The 13,443-nt window shown below is 74.0% G+C and carries 17 protein-coding genes and 1 tRNA gene; 7 read left to right on the forward strand and 11 right to left on the reverse strand.

Annotated features, from left to right (window positions below):
- Positions 1–44: 44 nt before the first annotated feature.
- Positions 45–629 (reverse strand): sugar O-acetyltransferase, encoded by a 585-nt coding sequence (locus ABD080_RS14035; protein WP_343905779.1) that lies wholly within the window; start codon positions 627–629, stop codon positions 45–47.
- A gap of 113 nt (positions 630–742) precedes the next feature.
- Here ABD080_RS14035 and ABD080_RS14040 point away from each other — a divergent pair, with 113 nt between their 5' ends.
- Positions 743–1,180, forward strand: coding sequence for a YchJ family protein (locus ABD080_RS14040; RefSeq protein WP_264449395.1), 438 nt, complete (start codon positions 743–745; stop codon positions 1,178–1,180).
- Between the two features lie 59 nt (positions 1,181–1,239).
- Here the strand turns inward: ABD080_RS14040 and ABD080_RS14045 are convergent, their stop codons facing one another.
- Positions 1,240–1,722 carry a hypothetical protein gene (locus tag ABD080_RS14045; RefSeq protein WP_343905782.1) on the reverse strand — a complete coding sequence of 161 codons (483 nt, stop codon included), beginning with the start codon at positions 1,720–1,722 and terminating at the stop codon, positions 1,240–1,242.
- 54 nt (positions 1,723–1,776) lie between these two features.
- Complete coding sequence (locus ABD080_RS14050) at positions 1,777–2,532, reverse strand: SDR family oxidoreductase (protein ID WP_137770428.1); 756 nt, start codon at positions 2,530–2,532, stop codon at positions 1,777–1,779.
- 65 nt (positions 2,533–2,597) lie between these two features.
- Between ABD080_RS14050 and ABD080_RS14055 the strand changes: the two genes are divergently transcribed.
- The 4 genes from ABD080_RS14055 to ABD080_RS14070 all read left to right on the forward strand — a co-directional run bounded on the left by ABD080_RS14055 (position 2,598) and on the right by ABD080_RS14070 (position 4,721).
- Positions 2,598–2,679, forward strand: a tRNA-Leu gene (locus ABD080_RS14055).
- 223 nt (positions 2,680–2,902) lie between these two features.
- Positions 2,903–3,355, forward strand: a complete 453-nt coding sequence (locus ABD080_RS14060) for an MFS transporter (RefSeq protein ID WP_343905784.1) — start codon at positions 2,903–2,905, stop codon at positions 3,353–3,355.
- Between the two features lie 109 nt (positions 3,356–3,464).
- Entirely contained in the window at positions 3,465–4,115 is a 651-nt protein-coding gene (locus ABD080_RS14065) for a histidine phosphatase family protein (RefSeq protein WP_343905786.1), read from the forward strand.
- Positions 4,116–4,184: 69 nt separating this feature from the next.
- The gene (locus ABD080_RS14070; RefSeq protein WP_137770426.1) at positions 4,185–4,721 is read left to right on the forward strand and encodes an NUDIX hydrolase family protein; all 537 of its coding nucleotides are present in this window, start codon (positions 4,185–4,187) and stop codon (positions 4,719–4,721) included.
- 97 nt (positions 4,722–4,818) lie between these two features.
- Here ABD080_RS14070 and rdgB read toward each other — a convergent pair whose 3' ends face one another.
- From rdgB to clpS, 6 genes are all read right to left on the reverse strand, one after another.
- Positions 4,819–5,454: an RdgB/HAM1 family non-canonical purine NTP pyrophosphatase gene (gene rdgB / locus ABD080_RS14075; protein ID WP_343905789.1), complete on the reverse strand. Its 636-nt coding sequence runs from the start codon at positions 5,452–5,454 to the stop codon at positions 4,819–4,821.
- Positions 5,451–6,203 carry a ribonuclease PH gene (rph, locus tag ABD080_RS14080; protein WP_259359493.1) on the reverse strand — a complete coding sequence of 251 codons (753 nt, stop codon included), beginning with the start codon at positions 6,201–6,203 and terminating at the stop codon, positions 5,451–5,453. Before rph ends, rdgB begins: the two co-directional genes overlap by 4 nt.
- A gap of 24 nt (positions 6,204–6,227) precedes the next feature.
- Positions 6,228–7,010: an MBL fold metallo-hydrolase gene (locus ABD080_RS14085; protein ID WP_343905792.1), complete on the reverse strand. Its 783-nt coding sequence runs from the start codon at positions 7,008–7,010 to the stop codon at positions 6,228–6,230.
- The gene (murI, locus tag ABD080_RS14090) at positions 7,007–7,870 is read right to left on the reverse strand and encodes a glutamate racemase (RefSeq protein WP_343905794.1); all 864 of its coding nucleotides are present in this window, start codon (positions 7,868–7,870) and stop codon (positions 7,007–7,009) included. Before murI ends, ABD080_RS14085 begins: the two co-directional genes overlap by 4 nt.
- Positions 7,871–7,996: 126 nt before the next feature.
- Positions 7,997–8,629 (reverse strand): DUF2017 domain-containing protein, encoded by a 633-nt coding sequence (locus tag ABD080_RS14095; protein WP_259359490.1) that lies wholly within the window; start codon positions 8,627–8,629, stop codon positions 7,997–7,999.
- Complete coding sequence (gene clpS / locus ABD080_RS14100) at positions 8,630–8,947, reverse strand: ATP-dependent Clp protease adapter ClpS (RefSeq protein ID WP_343905797.1); 318 nt, start codon at positions 8,945–8,947, stop codon at positions 8,630–8,632.
- Positions 8,948–9,035: 88 nt separating this feature from the next.
- Here clpS and ABD080_RS14105 point away from each other — a divergent pair, with 88 nt between their 5' ends.
- Complete coding sequence (locus ABD080_RS14105) at positions 9,036–10,415, forward strand: nicotinate phosphoribosyltransferase (protein ID WP_343905798.1); 1,380 nt, start codon at positions 9,036–9,038, stop codon at positions 10,413–10,415.
- 67 nt (positions 10,416–10,482) lie between these two features.
- On the opposite strand, the gene ABD080_RS14110 is transcribed toward ABD080_RS14105, so the two are convergent.
- Both ABD080_RS14110 and ABD080_RS14115 read right to left on the reverse strand, forming a co-directional pair.
- Entirely contained in the window at positions 10,483–12,291 is a 1,809-nt protein-coding gene (locus tag ABD080_RS14110; RefSeq protein WP_343905800.1) for a DEAD/DEAH box helicase, read from the reverse strand.
- 142 nt (positions 12,292–12,433) lie between these two features.
- The gene (locus tag ABD080_RS14115) at positions 12,434–12,802 is read right to left on the reverse strand and encodes a DUF3039 domain-containing protein (RefSeq protein ID WP_343905802.1); all 369 of its coding nucleotides are present in this window, start codon (positions 12,800–12,802) and stop codon (positions 12,434–12,436) included.
- A 95-nt stretch (positions 12,803–12,897) separates the two neighbouring features.
- On the opposite strand from ABD080_RS14115, the gene ABD080_RS14120 reads away from it, so the two are divergent.
- Positions 12,898–13,404, forward strand: a complete 507-nt coding sequence (locus ABD080_RS14120) for a VanZ family protein (RefSeq protein ID WP_137770416.1) — start codon at positions 12,898–12,900, stop codon at positions 13,402–13,404.
- The last annotated feature ends 39 nt before the right edge of the window (positions 13,405–13,443 follow it).

A 13,443-nucleotide genomic window follows, 5' to 3' on the forward strand; every position in this document is an offset into this window, starting at 1 on the left:
GCCCCGCCGTCACGACGGCGGGGCCCCTCGCTCCTGGTGTGTGCTCAGAGGGTGCGGATGACCTTCGCGGGGCTGCCGACCGCGAGGGAGCTCGCGGGGACGTCCCTGGTCACCACGGAGCCGGCGCCGATCACGGAGTCCGCGCCGATGCTCACGCCGCCGATGATCGTCGCCCCGCCGCCGATCCACACGTTATCCCCGATGGTGATCGGCTCCGCGGCCTCCCAGCCGGCCCGGCGGGGCTCGGCCTCGAGCGGGTGGATCGGGGTCAGCAGCTGGATGTTCGGGCCCAGCTGGCAGCCCTTCCCGATCCGGATGTCCACGACGTCCAGGGCGGTGAGCCCGTAGTTCACGAAGGTGCCCGCGCCGATGTGCAGCTGGGTGCCGTAGTCCAGACGGAGCGGGGCGCGCACGTGGGCGCCCTCGCCGAGCTCGCCGAGCAGCGCGCGGAGGATCTCCTGGGAGCCGTCGGGGTCCTCCGGGTAGGCGCGCTCGAAGCGGGCGGCGGCCTCGAGGGCGCGGCGGTAGGCCTGCTGGATCGCGGGGTCGTCCGCGATGTACCAGTCCCCCGCCTGCATGCGCTCCATCGCGGGGCGCGGGTCGTTCTCATCGATCTGGAAGGGCTTCATGGGTCAAGCGTACGGGCGTACACCCGGGGAATCCGCCGCACACGATGAGTCGCTCGGCACGCTCGCGGCGACGGCCGCACCGCGCCGACCCCCGCCGCCCCGATAATCGGGGGATGAGCATCTCCCCCACGCCCCTCGAGGACTCCGCCCGCTGCCCCTGCGGGAGCGGCGACACCGTCGGCGGATGCTGCGGTCCGCTGCTCGCGGGCACGAAGCGCGCCGCCACCGCGGAGGCGCTCATGCGCTCGCGCTTCACCGCCAACGTGGTCCACGACGCCGATCACCTGCTGCGCACCTGGCACCCCCGCACGAGCCCCTCCTACCGGGACCTCGAGTCCTCCTTCGACGACGGCTTCGTGTGGAAGCGGCTGCTGGTCACGGCGACCGAGGCGGGCGGCCCCTTCGACGCCGAGGGGATCGTGGAGTTCACCGCGATCGCGCGCACCCCGGAGGGTCGGAGGGAGCTGCGGGAGCGCTCGAGCTTCGTGCGGGAGGACGGCACGTGGCTGTACGTCTCCGGCGAGCTGACGAACGCGCCGGGCTCGCACTGACGACGGACGCCCCGGGCCCGCGCTGAGGCGGGCCCGGGGCGTCCGGTCGGAGTGGGCGATCAGCGGCCGACGGCCGCGGCCCTCTTCTCCGCGCGCTTCGCGGCGTCCTGCAGGAGCGACGCGAGCTCGCCGGCATAGCGCTCGGCCTCGTCGGTCCCCGGCAGGGTGGACTTCTTCAGGGCCTTCTGGACGTCCTTCGCGGACCGACCGGTCTGCTTGCGGCCCTGCTTGATGGCCTTCGCGGCCTTCTGCCCGCGGGTGGGCTCGCGGCGGGAGGCGGCGACCGCGATCGCGACGCCCGCTCCCAGCACCGCCACGCCGATGACGCCGCCCGCGATGGCCTTCAGGGGCACCGCGGGGGACTTCCCGTCACCGGCGTCGGAGAAACCCTTCAGCGACCCGACGAGCTCGTTCTTCCAGCGCAGCGCTGCATTCCTGGGGTTGACCCGGTCGATCAGCTCGTCGATGTCAGCGGCGAGGTTGTCCTGACGCCGGTAGGCCTCGTCGCGCATGTCGTCCAGGCTCTGCTTCTTGGCCACCATTGCCTCCGTGCGGGGTTGCGGTCTCGGTTGCGGGAATCGTATCGCGAGCGGGGATCAGCCCTGGGTGCGGGCGAGGAAGTCGCCCGCGCCGCCCACGAGCTCGACGTGCCCGGAGGGGACGTCGGCGGTCGCGGCCTTCACGACCTCGGTGGCGAACTCGTCCACCGAGTAGAGCCGGCCGGCGGCCTCGCGCCGCGCCTCGAGGGCGCCCGGCTCGGCACGGTTCAGCAGGGTCGCAGTGACGGTGCCCTCGATCATGTCGCCGGAGACGACGACGAGGGAGACGCCCTTCTCGGCGAGCTCGGGGAGGCGCGCGGTGAGCGCGTCCTCGCCGGCGCGCTTGGAGCGGGCGACGGCCTCGTACTGCGCCATGGTCTCCACCTCGTTGATGAAGTGCGCCTGGTGGCTCGTCACGAACACGACGCGCGAGCCCTCGCCGAGGTGCTCGAGACCGGCGGTGAGGGCGTCGTCCTGGGCGTCGCGGTTGAGCTTCATCGCGTAGTCCTCGCCGAGGTCGCTCTCCATGCCGCCGGAGGCGTTCAGGACGAGCAGGTCGAGGCCGCCGAAGGTGTCCACCGCGGCCTGCAGCAGGGAGCGGACGCCCGCGGGGTCGGTGAGATCGGCGCCGACGGCGATCGCGTGGCCGCCGGCGGCCTCGATCTCCGCGACGACCTTGTTCGCGCGGGGCGCCTTCTGGCGATAGTTGACGACGACGTTCGCGCCCTGGGCGGCGAGCTGCTTCGCGGTGGAGGCGCCGACGCCTCGGGAGGATCCGGTGACGACGGCGGTCTTGCCTGCGAGGGCGCTCATTGCTTCTCCTGTGGGACGGGGACGTGACCCGGGAAGCCTACCGGTTGCGGCTACCCTGGTCCGGCGCGCGAGTGGCGGAATCGGTAGACGCGCTGGATTTAGGTTCCAGTGCCCCAGGGCGTGGGGGTTCGAGTCCCCCCTCGCGCACGCGACGGCCGCCGGGCACGAGGATCGCGGACCCGTCGGCGGTGACGACCAGCTGCGCGCGGGCCCGGGCGGGGGGTCCCGGGCAGGCGGCTCGCGGAGGTGCGGGCGGTGCCCACCGGGGAGAGGGACGCGACGGGCTCGACGGCGACGTCGGCGCGGTGCCCCGTCACCCGCGAACGGCGTCAGGACGTCCCGTCGGCCTTCCTGCGCAGACCTCGCGCAGATGGGCTCCTCCCTCGCCATCGCCGGCATGATGTTTGGCCTGATCCTGCACTTCCAGTACGCGAACGGCTGGAGCCCGCTCGTCGCCGGCCTCGCGAACCTCCCGATGATCGCCGCGGCCATGGTCGTGCTCACCCTCGGGATGCGCACCGTGATGACCATCTGCGCCGCCGCCCTCGTCGAGGCGATGCCCCAGAACCGCACCTCGCTCGGCGCCGCCCTGAACGACACCGCCCAGGAGCTCGGGACCAGCATCGGCACCGCCCTCGTGGGCACGCTCATCGCCGTCCTCGTCGTCTCCGTGCTGCCCGCCGGCACGTGGGACACGGCGCTCGTCACGCTCTTCCACCACGGCGTGGCGCTCACCGACGGCGCGCTCGCGGTGGTCGTGGGGCTGCTCGCCGGATGGGGCGCGCTCACCCTCACCGATTCGCGCACGGCCGAGGCGCACTGACCCCGGCTCCGCCCCTCGGTCGGTGCCGATCACCGCGCCGACCACCGGCGGTACGCTGGCGGGCGTGCCCCGCGACCGCGCTCACGCCCCGACCTCGAGGAGATCCCCGATGACCCTGTTCGGTCTCGTCCGCCACGGCCAGACGGAGTACAACCGGCAGGGCCTCTTCCAGGGATCCAGCGATGTGCCGCTGAACGAGACGGGTCGCGAGCAGGCCCACGTCGCGCTCGACACCGTCCCCCCGGTCGACTGGGATCTCGCGATGTCCTCCTCCCTCTCCCGGGCGGAGGAGACCGCGCGGATCATCGCGGAGGACCACGACATCCCCGTCGCGGGCACCGAGCCGCGGCTCGTGGAGATCGACTGGGGCGCCGCGGAGGGCAACCCCGTGGCCGAGATGGAGGAGCGCTACCCCGGCCGCGCCTTCCCCGGCCGCGAGACCACCCAGTCCGTCGTGGACCGCGCCGCCGAGGCGCTCGAGGACCTCGCCGAGCAGCACCCCGGGAAGAACGTCCTGGTCGTCGCCCACGGCACGCTCATCCGCCTCCTGCTCTCCGGCGTCACCGGCGAGCACCTGCCCTCGATCCCGAACGGGACCCTCTCCCTCATCGAGGTCGAGGGCGAGACCTGGCGGGTGCGCATGGTCGCCGGTGACGAGGTCGAGTTCCCGGCCGTCACCGTGCCGCGCGACCGCTCCCCCCGCTTCGCCCTCGATGACCTCCATCTGCGCCCGCAGGGCCTCGAGCCCGCCCGCGACTGACGCGGGCCCGCCCCACCCGCGGCAGCAGCCGCCTGGACCGATCCGTCGACACACCACCGAGGAGACACCGTGAACCGCACCGCCGTGGACACCGAGGGCGCCTGGTTCGAGCCGGAGCGCATCACCGAGCTGCGCCGCCTCCTGCCCATCCCCTACGTGGACGTCGTGCCCGTGCGCACCGACGTGGACGGGACCGTCACCGACGTGGGCCTGCTCCTGCGCGCCTCCGGCAGCGGCCGGATCGTGCGCACGATCATCTCCGGCCGCGTGCTCGTCCACGAGACCCTGCGCGAGGCGATCGCGAGGCACGTCGAGAAGGACCTCGGGCCGATGGCCATGCCGCGGATCCCCGCGTCCCCGACGCCCTTCACCGTCGCCGAGTACTTCCCCACCCCGGGGCAGTCCCTGTTCACCGACCCGCGGCAGCACGCGATCTCCCTCGCCTACCTCGTGCCGATGGGCGGGGAGACCGAGCCGCAGGAGGACGCCCTCGAGCTCGCCTGGCTGCCCGTGCAGGAGCTCCTGGACTCCACGATCCTCGACGAGATGGAGGGCGGGCACGACATCGTCGTGCGCCGGGCCCTCGCGCACGCCGGGGTGATCTGAGCCCTCGCGCCGCCGCGCGCACGCCACGAGACGGAGCAGGCCCCCGGGGACGTCCCCGGGGGCCTGCTGCCTGCGACGGTCGATCGTGTCGGGAGGTTCAGCTCTCGAGCAGCTCCGCGACGTGCCCGGCGATCGCGCGGAACGCCTTCCCGCGATGCGAGATCGCATCCTTCTCGGCGGCCGTGAGCTCTGCGGAGGTGCGGGTCTCCCCGTCGGGCACGAAGAGCGGGTCGTAGCCGAAGCCGCCCTCCCCGCGCCCCGCGGTGAGCAGGCGGCCGGTCATCTCCCCCCGCAGGACGATCTCGCGGCCGTCCGGGGAGACGAGCGCCGCGGCGCACACGAATCGGGCGCCGCGGTGGGGGTCCGCGATGTCGGAGAGCTGGGCGAGCAGCAGGGCGTTGTTCGCCGCGTCGTCCCCGTGCCGGCCGCTCCAGCGGGCGGAGAAGATCCCCGGGGACCCGCCGAGCACGTCCACCGCGAGACCGGAGTCGTCGGCCACGGCGAGCAGTCCCGTCGCCGACGCCGCGGCCCGGGCCTTGATCAGGGCGTTGCCCTCGAAGGTCACCTGGTCCTCGACGACGTCCGGCAGCGCGATCCCCGCGGAGGAGACCACCTGCTCCGGGGTGAGCGAGGGCACGGCGTCGGCGAGGATCCGCCGCAGCTCCTCGAGCTTGCCCGTGTTGTGCGAGGCGAGGACGACGCGTGCTCCGCCATTGACGGAGTGCACGCTCATCGCTGCTCCGCCAGCACCTCGCGCTGGATCCGCGCGAGATCCGCGCAGCCGCCCTCGGCGAGATCCAGCAGCTGCGTCAGCTCGGCGCGGGAGAAGGGGGCGCCTTCGGCGGTGCCCTGCACCTCGACGAGGCCGCCGCTGCCGGTGACGACGACGTTCATGTCGGTGTCCGCGGCGACGTCCTCGCGGTACTCGAGGTCCAGCAGCGGGCGGCCGTCGACGATGCCCACGCTGATCGCGGAGACGGAGTCGGTGAGGACCTCGGCGGTCGCGGAGAGGGAGGTGTGGCGACGCCCCCAGGTGATCGCGTCCGCGAGGGCCACGTAGGCGCCGGTGATCGCGGCGGTGCGAGTGCCGCCGTCGGCCTGGAGCACGTCGCAGTCGAGCTGGATCGTGTTCTCCCCGAGCACGTCGAGGTCGATGACGGCGCGCAGCGAGCGGCCGATCAGGCGGGAGATCTCATGGGTGCGCCCGCCGATCTTGCCCTTCACGCTCTCGCGCTGCGAGCGGGAGTCGGTCGCGCGCGGCAACATCGCGTACTCCGCGGTGACCCAGCCGGAGCCGGAGCCCTTCTTCCAGCGCGGCACGCCCTCGGTGAAGGAGGCGGCGCACAGCACCCGGGTGCGGCCGAACTCCACGAGCGCGCTGCCCTCCGCGTGGTCGAGCCAGCCGCGCGTGATGCGCACCTCGCGGAGCTGCTCGGGGGTGCGTCCGTCGACGCGCGGGGCGGAGGTGGCAGGGGTGGTCATCGGGGTGATGCTCCTCGGGGTCGTTCAGCGGGACAGGTCGAGGATATCCATCGGGGCGACGAGGCGGGCAGGGCCGTCGAAGACCTCGCGGGCCTCCGCGAGCGGGACGGCGGGGTCGGTCCAGGCCGGCACGTGGGTGAGCGCGAGGGAGCGCACGCGCGCCTGCTCCGCGATCAGCCCGGCGCGGCGGCCGGTGAGGTGCACGCCCGTGAAGCGGTCGTCGCGGCCCTCGATGTAGCCGGCCTCGCAGAGGAAGAGGTCCGCATCGGCGGCGAGGTCCAGCAGCGCCGGGCAGGTGTCCGTGTCCCCCGAGTAGGCGAGCACCTGGCCGCCGCTGGTGATGCGGAAGCCGTAGGCCTCCACCGGGTGCAGCACGGCGCGCACCTCGATGCGCAGCGGACCGATCTCGAGGACCTGTCCGTCCTCGATCGCGCCGTAGGCGAAGGGCACGCGGTCCACACCGTCGGGGACGTGGCCGTCGCGGCTGAGCACGGCCGCGAGGCGGTCCGGCAGGGCGGCGGGGCCGTGCACGGGGAGCTGGGGCAGGTCGGTGCGCTCGTGGTACGCCCAGAACACCTCGAGGCCGGTGACGTCGAGGAAGTGGTCCGGGTGCAGATGGGAGACGATCACCGCGTCGAGCTCGGTGGGGTCGATCGCGGACTGCAGGGGCCCGAAGGCGCCCGAGCCGAGGTCCAGGAGCACGCGCCAGGTGCGGCCGGCGGCGTCGGTCTCCTCGAGCAGGTAGCTCGACGCCGCGCTGTCCGGGCCGGCGAAGCTGCCGCTGCAGCCGATCACGCGGATCCTCATGGCACCACCACCGGGAGGGTCGTCGTCATCGTCACGGCGGGGCCCAGGAAGCGGCGCGAGAGGCGCGCGAACATCGAGGGCCCGCCGAGGCCGTCCGCGGTCTCCGCGAAGACGTGCTGCGGGGGCCGCGCGTCGGTGCGCTGGATGCCGGCGGCGCGCAGCTGCCGGTAGACGTCCAGCGCGGTCTCCTCCGCGGAGGAGACGAGCGTGACCTCGGGCCCCATGACGAGCCGGATCGGTCCGGCGAGCATCGGGTAGTGGGTGCAGCCGAGCACCAGCGTGTCCACGCCGGCGGCCTTGACCGGGGCGAGGTACTCCTCGGCCACCTCGACGACCTCGTCGCCGCTGATCTCGCCGCGCTCTACGAACTCCACGAAGCGGGGGCACGCGGCGGAGGTGATCTCGAGCGCGGGGGCGGCGGCGAAGGCGTCGTCGTAGGCGCGCGAGGAGACGGTTGCGCGGGTGCCGATGATGCCGACCTTCCCGTTGCGGGTGGCGGCGACGGCGCGGCGCACCGCCGGCTGGATGACCTCGACGACGGGCACGTCGTAGCGCTCGCGGGCGTCGCGGAGCACGGCGGCGCTCGCGGTGTTGCAGGCGATGACGAGCATCTTCACGTCCCGCGCCACGAGCGAGTCCATGATGTCCAGGGCGAGCGCGCGAACCTCCGCGATGGGGCGGGGCCCGTAGGGGGTGTGGGCGGTGTCCCCGATGTAGAGGATCTCCTCGCCGGGCAGCTGGTCGAGGATGGCGCGGGCGACGGTCAGCCCGCCCACACCGGAGTCGAAGACGCCGATCGGCGCGCTGCCGGAGGCCGGGCCGTGCTCGCCCGGACCGCTCGTCCCCACCACGCTGTCCATGCCAGAAGGCTAGGGCGCCCGCGCCGCGCGAGCAGTGACGGCGCGCTCAGTGGGTCGAGGGTCACAGCGCCGCGCCCCGGGCGCGAAGAGGCCGGGGCGCGGTGGGCGCAGCCGGGCCGACGGGGATCAGTCGAGGGCACGCAGGAGCGACTCCTGCAGCCAGGAGAGCAGCTCGTACACCGCGATGACGACCTCGGAGCCCACGTGCTCGTCGTCCTCCGGGGAGGCGCCCTCGACGCGCTCCCCGATCTGCTGGAGCATCCGCACGGTGTCGAAGTCGCCGTCCCGCTCGAGGCCCAGGCGGTCCGCGAGCACGATCCGCACGTCGTTCAGGGCGCGCAGGACGACGACCGCCTGCTCCTCGTCGATCACCACCTCGCCGTGCCCGGGACCGGACCCGTCGAGGATCGACATCACGGTGCGCAGGTCCGCGAGCTTCGCCTCGGCGAGGTCCTGCTGGCCGAGCCGCCGGTACTCGGCGGCCAGCTCCGGGTCCTCGCTCGCGGCGGGGAACAGGCGCCGGACCGCGCTGTCGGAGGGCTCCCGCGCCTCCCGCGTCGCGAACTCCGCCTCGAGCCGCTGGAGGGGGTCCTCGCTGCGCGCGGCGCGACGGAGGGAGCCGTTCCCGGTCTCGATGCCGAGGTCGGTGCGGATGAGCTCGGCCGTCTCCTGGGCGACCTGCGCGAGGATCGCCTTCTCCTCACCGTCGAGGCGGCAGGCGAGGGTCGAGTCGGGGCGGCGGCGGAACGCGTGGGCCATTCAGTCCTCCCCCGCCCGCTCGAGGGTGGCGCGCAGGCCGTAGGAGTGCATCGCCTGCACGTCCGTCTCCATCCGCTCGCGGGAGCCGCGGGACACGATCGCCCGGCCCTCCTCGTGGACCTGCGTCATCAGCGCCTCGGCGACCGGGCGCGAGTACGCGAAGTGGCGGCGGAACACGTAGACGACGTAGCTCATGAGGTTCACGGGGTCGTTGTGCACCGCGGTCGCCCAGGGGCCCTCCACGGTCGGCCGCTCCTGCGGGCTCAGGTCGGTCGCTGCGCCCGGCGCGGATCGGGGCTGCGACAGCACGGCGGGCATGACATCTCCTGACGGGACGGGGGAAGGCACAGGCGATACTACGTGGCGCGCCTGCGCCGGAGGTGGCCGTACACATTACGGTGGGACCGTGACCTCCTCCCTGCTCACCGACCTGTACGAGCTGACGATGCTCCGCGCCGCCCGCGAGGCGGGCAGCGCGGAGCGCGCCTGCGTGTTCGAGGTCTTCACCCGCTCCCTCCCCGAGGGCCGTCGCTACGGCGTGCTCGCGGGCACGGACCGGGTGCTCCGCGCGATCGCCGACTTCCGCTTCGACGAGGCGGACCTCCGCTACCTGCGGCGCACCGGCGTGCTCGACGAGGACACCCTCGCCTTCCTCGCCGACTACCGCTTCACCGGTGACGTGCACGGCTATGCCGAGGGCGAGCTGTTCTTCGAGGGCTCCCCCGTCCTGCGCATCGAGGGCACCTTCGCGGACGCCGTCATGCTCGAGACCGTCGTGCTCTCGATCCTCAACCACGACTCCGGCGTCGCCTCCGCGGGCTCGCGGATGATCACCGCCGCCCGCGGCCGTCCCTGCATCGAGATGGGCGGGCGCCGGGTCCACGAGGACGCCGCGATCGCCGCCGCCCGCGCCGCCTACCTCGTGGGCTTCGCCTCGACCTCGAACCTCGCCGCGGGGGCCCACTACCGGATCCCCGTCGCGGGGACCTCCGCGCACGCCTTCACCCTGCTCTTCGACACCGAGGAGGAGGCGTTCCGCGCGCAGATCGCGTCCCAGGGCGCGGGGACGACGGTGCTCGTGGACACCTACGACGTCGAGCAGGCCGTCCGCACCGCCGTCGGCATCGCCGGACCGGAGCTGGGCGCCGTGCGCCTGGACTCGGGCGACCTCGGGGCGCAGGCGCGGGAGGTCCGCGCGCTGCTGGACTCCCTCGGCGCGACGTCGACCCGCATCACCGCGACGAGCGACCTGGACGAGCACCGGCTCGACGAGCTCGCCGGCGCCCCGATCGACGGCTACGGGATCGGCACGCGGCTCGTCACCGGGGGCGGCCACCCAGCTCCCGGCTTCGTGTTCAAGCTCGTCGAGCGCGAGGGGGCCGACGGCGCCATGCACCCGGTCGGCAAGCGCTCCGCGGAGAAGCAGACCCTCGGCGCCGGCAAGAGCGCCTACCGGCTCCTCGTGGGCGACCGCGCGCGGGCGGAGCTCGTGCTCCCCGGAGAGGCGGAGGTCGCGGAGTTCGAGCGGGAGCTCACCGCGCAGCTGCTCGCCTCGCAGGCCCCCGCGGAGTGGGCGCGCACGCGGCTGCGGCCGCTCCAGGTGCCGCTGCTGCAGGGCGGGCACCGGGTCTGGGACCTCTCCCCCGTCGAGGCGCTCGAGCACGGGCGGGAGCGGCACGCCTCCTCGCTCGCGGAGCTCTGCCTGCGGCCGGAGGACGGCCCCGACGGGCCGATCGCGATCCCGACCCTGACCGACGGCGCCCAGGCCGCCCGCGCCCTGGGCTGACGGCAGCCCCGGGGCCGACGGCGGCCCGGCATCGAGCCCGACCGAGCCCGGCCGGTCCGCCCGGGGACTACTTCCGGCCCACGAACCAGCCGCGCAGCAGGTCGATCCGCGCCTGGATCTGCTCCGCGCTCGCCTGGGCGACGGCGGGGCCGCCGGTGCGGGAGCGCAGCGCGCTGTGCACGGAGCCGTGGGGCGTGCCGGACTTGCGCGACCAGGCGCCCACGAGCGAGCTGAGCTCCTTGCGCAGCTCCATGAGCCGACGGTGGTCCACGACCGGCACCTGCCGCTCCTCGGCGCGGGAGCCGCCCGCGCGCCGCAGCCGCTCCTGCTGATCCGCCTGGTGCTGCTGGAGGACGGTGCGCATCTGGTCCGCGTCCAGCAGGCCCGGGATCCCCAGGAAGTCCTGCTCGTCCTCGCTGCCCTCGACGCCGCCGGAGCCGTACTCGCCGCCGTCGAACAGCACCCGGTCGAAGGACGCCTTCGACTCGAGCGCCTCGAAGGACATCTCGAGCTGGTCGGAGGCCTGCTCGGACCGGTTCGCCTGCTCGATGAGGGACTCGTCGAGGCCGGTCTCCGCGTCGCCCTCCGCGGGCCGACGGTCCAGCACGTGGTCCCGCTCGGCCTCCATCGCGGCGGCGTGTGCCATGAGGATCGGCACCGTCGGCAGGAAGACGCTCGCGGTCTCGCCGCGGGTCCGCGAGCGCACGAAGCGCCCCACGGCCTGCGCGAAGAACATGGGCGTCGCGGTCGAGGTCGCATAGACGCCCACGGAGAGCCGCGGCACGTCGACGCCCTCGGAGACCATGCGGACCGCGACCATCCAGCGGGCCTTCGAGGCGGAGAACGCCTCGATGCGGGCGCCCGCGCCGGCGTCGTCGGAGAGCACCACGGTGGGCTGCTCGCCGGTGATGTCGTGCAGGGTCGCGGCGTACGCGCGGGCCGCCTTCTGGTCCGTCGCGATGACGAGGCCGCCGGCATCGGCCACGTGCCGGCGCACCTCGGTGAGGCGGCGGTCGGCGGCGGCGAGCACCGTCTGGATCCAGTCGCCCTTGGGGTCGAGCGCGGTGCGCCAGGCCTGCTGGGTGATGTCCTTCGTCTCGAGCGCGCCGAGCTGCGCGGAGACCTCGTCGCCGGTCTTCGTGCGCCAGTGCATGCGCCCGGAGTAGGTCATGAACAGCACGGGGCGCACGACGTGGTCCTTGAGCGCCTCGCCGTAGCCGTAGGTGTAGTCCGCCTTCGAGCGCAGGAAGCCCTCGCCGTCCTCCTCGTAGGTGACGAAGGGGATCTGCGAGTCGTCGGAGCGGAACGGCGTTCCCGTGAGCGAGAGCCGTCGCACGGCCGGGTCGAAGGCGTCGCGCACGCCGTCGCCCCAGGTGCGGGAGTCGCCCGCGTGGTGGATCTCGTCGAGGATCACGAGGGTGCGGTCCGCCTCGGTGCGTGCCCGGTGCAGCGCCGGATGCATGCCCACCTGCGCATAGGTGAGCGCGACGCCCTGGTAGTGGGCGCCGTGGCGGCCCTGGGCGTTCGAGAAGTTCGGGTCCAGGGAGATGCCCACGCGGGCGGCGGCGTCGGCCCACTGGGTCTTGAGGTGCTCGGTCGGGGCGACCACCGTGATCCGGCGGACGGTCCCCTCCTGCAGCAGGCCGGCGGCGATCTGCAGGGCGAAGGTCGTCTTGCCGGCGCCGGGCGTCGCGACCGCCATGAAGTCCTTGGGGGACCTGCTGCGGTAGAGCTCGAGGGCCTCCGCCTGCCAGGCGCGGAGCTTGGTGGCGGTGCCCCACGCGGCGCGCTCGGGGTAGGCCGGGGACAGCGATCGCGCGGCCGCCTCGGAGGGGTGGCGCGGGTCGCTCGCGGAGAAGAGGGAAGGAGTCGTCACAACGCCGTCCACCGTACCGTCGCGGGCCGACGAACCCCCTGCAGGGACGATGTGAGGAAGTCGCCCCGGCGCGTCGTCACGGACGCGGGCCCGCACCCTCCCCGGTCGGGACGGGCACGGGCCCGCGGGGCCGATGCGAGGATCAGCGGCGGCTGCCGAAGAAGCCGCGGAAGCCGCCGCCCTTCCCCCCGCCCTTGCCGCCCTTGCCGTCGCCGCCGTCGGCGGGCTCGCGCAGGCCCTCGTAGATCTCCTTGCACTCCGGGCAGACCGGGTACTTGTTCGGGTCGCGGCCGGGCACCCACACCTTGCCGCAGAGGGCGATCACGGGCGTGCCGTCGAGGGCCGCCTGGGTGATCTTGTCCTTGCGCACGTAGTGGGCGAAGCGGTCGTGGTCGCCGCCGTCGGTCTCCTGCTCCTGGGCCTGCTTCTGGCGGTCGAGCACGGCCGTCGAGCCGGAGCCGGGCTGATCGGCGTAGGGGTCGGTGCGCGACGGGTCGGAGGTGGAGGACATGACGGCTCCCTGGGGCGATGGCGCGGGCGGACCCCCCCGAGCCTAGCGGCCCCGCCTCCGCGCTGTCAGGGAGCGGCGGTGGGACGATGCGGGGCATGAGCACCGGGACGGACCTGCCCCCGACGATCCCCGCGCGAGCGGCGGCGTTCCTCTCCCGTGTCCCCGCCGAGGTGCGCCGCGCCGGCGGCTCCCCCGCCGCCCGGATCGCGGTCGCGGCGCTCGCCCTCGTCCTCAACATCGGCTTCTTCCTGCCCTCGCTGCCCGAGGGCACCCCCGGGGTCGGCGTGCCGGGGATGGACAAGCTCTGGCACCTGCTCGTCATGGCGCTCACCGTGTGGGCGATCGGCCGCCTGCTCGCCTCGCGCCGCCGCTTCCCGATCGGCTGGGTCGCGATCGCCGTGGTCCTCGAGGCGGCGCTCGTGGAGATCCTGCAGGGGGCGCTCATGCCCGGGCGCTCCGCCGATCCGCTCGACCTCCTCGCCGGGGTGATCGGCGTGGGCGGCGGCGTGACCGCCTGGTCCCTCGAGCGGCGGCGGGCGCGGGGACGGCGACGGGCCGCCGAGGACGAGACGGAGCTCGCCGTCGACGGCCCGCGGGCCTGATCCGGGTCACGCCCGGGGCGCGGCCGGCGGCCGCGCACG

The organism is Brachybacterium rhamnosum, assembly GCF_039526185.1.
Classification (GTDB): Bacteria; Actinomycetota; Actinomycetes; order Actinomycetales; family Dermabacteraceae; genus Brachybacterium; species Brachybacterium rhamnosum.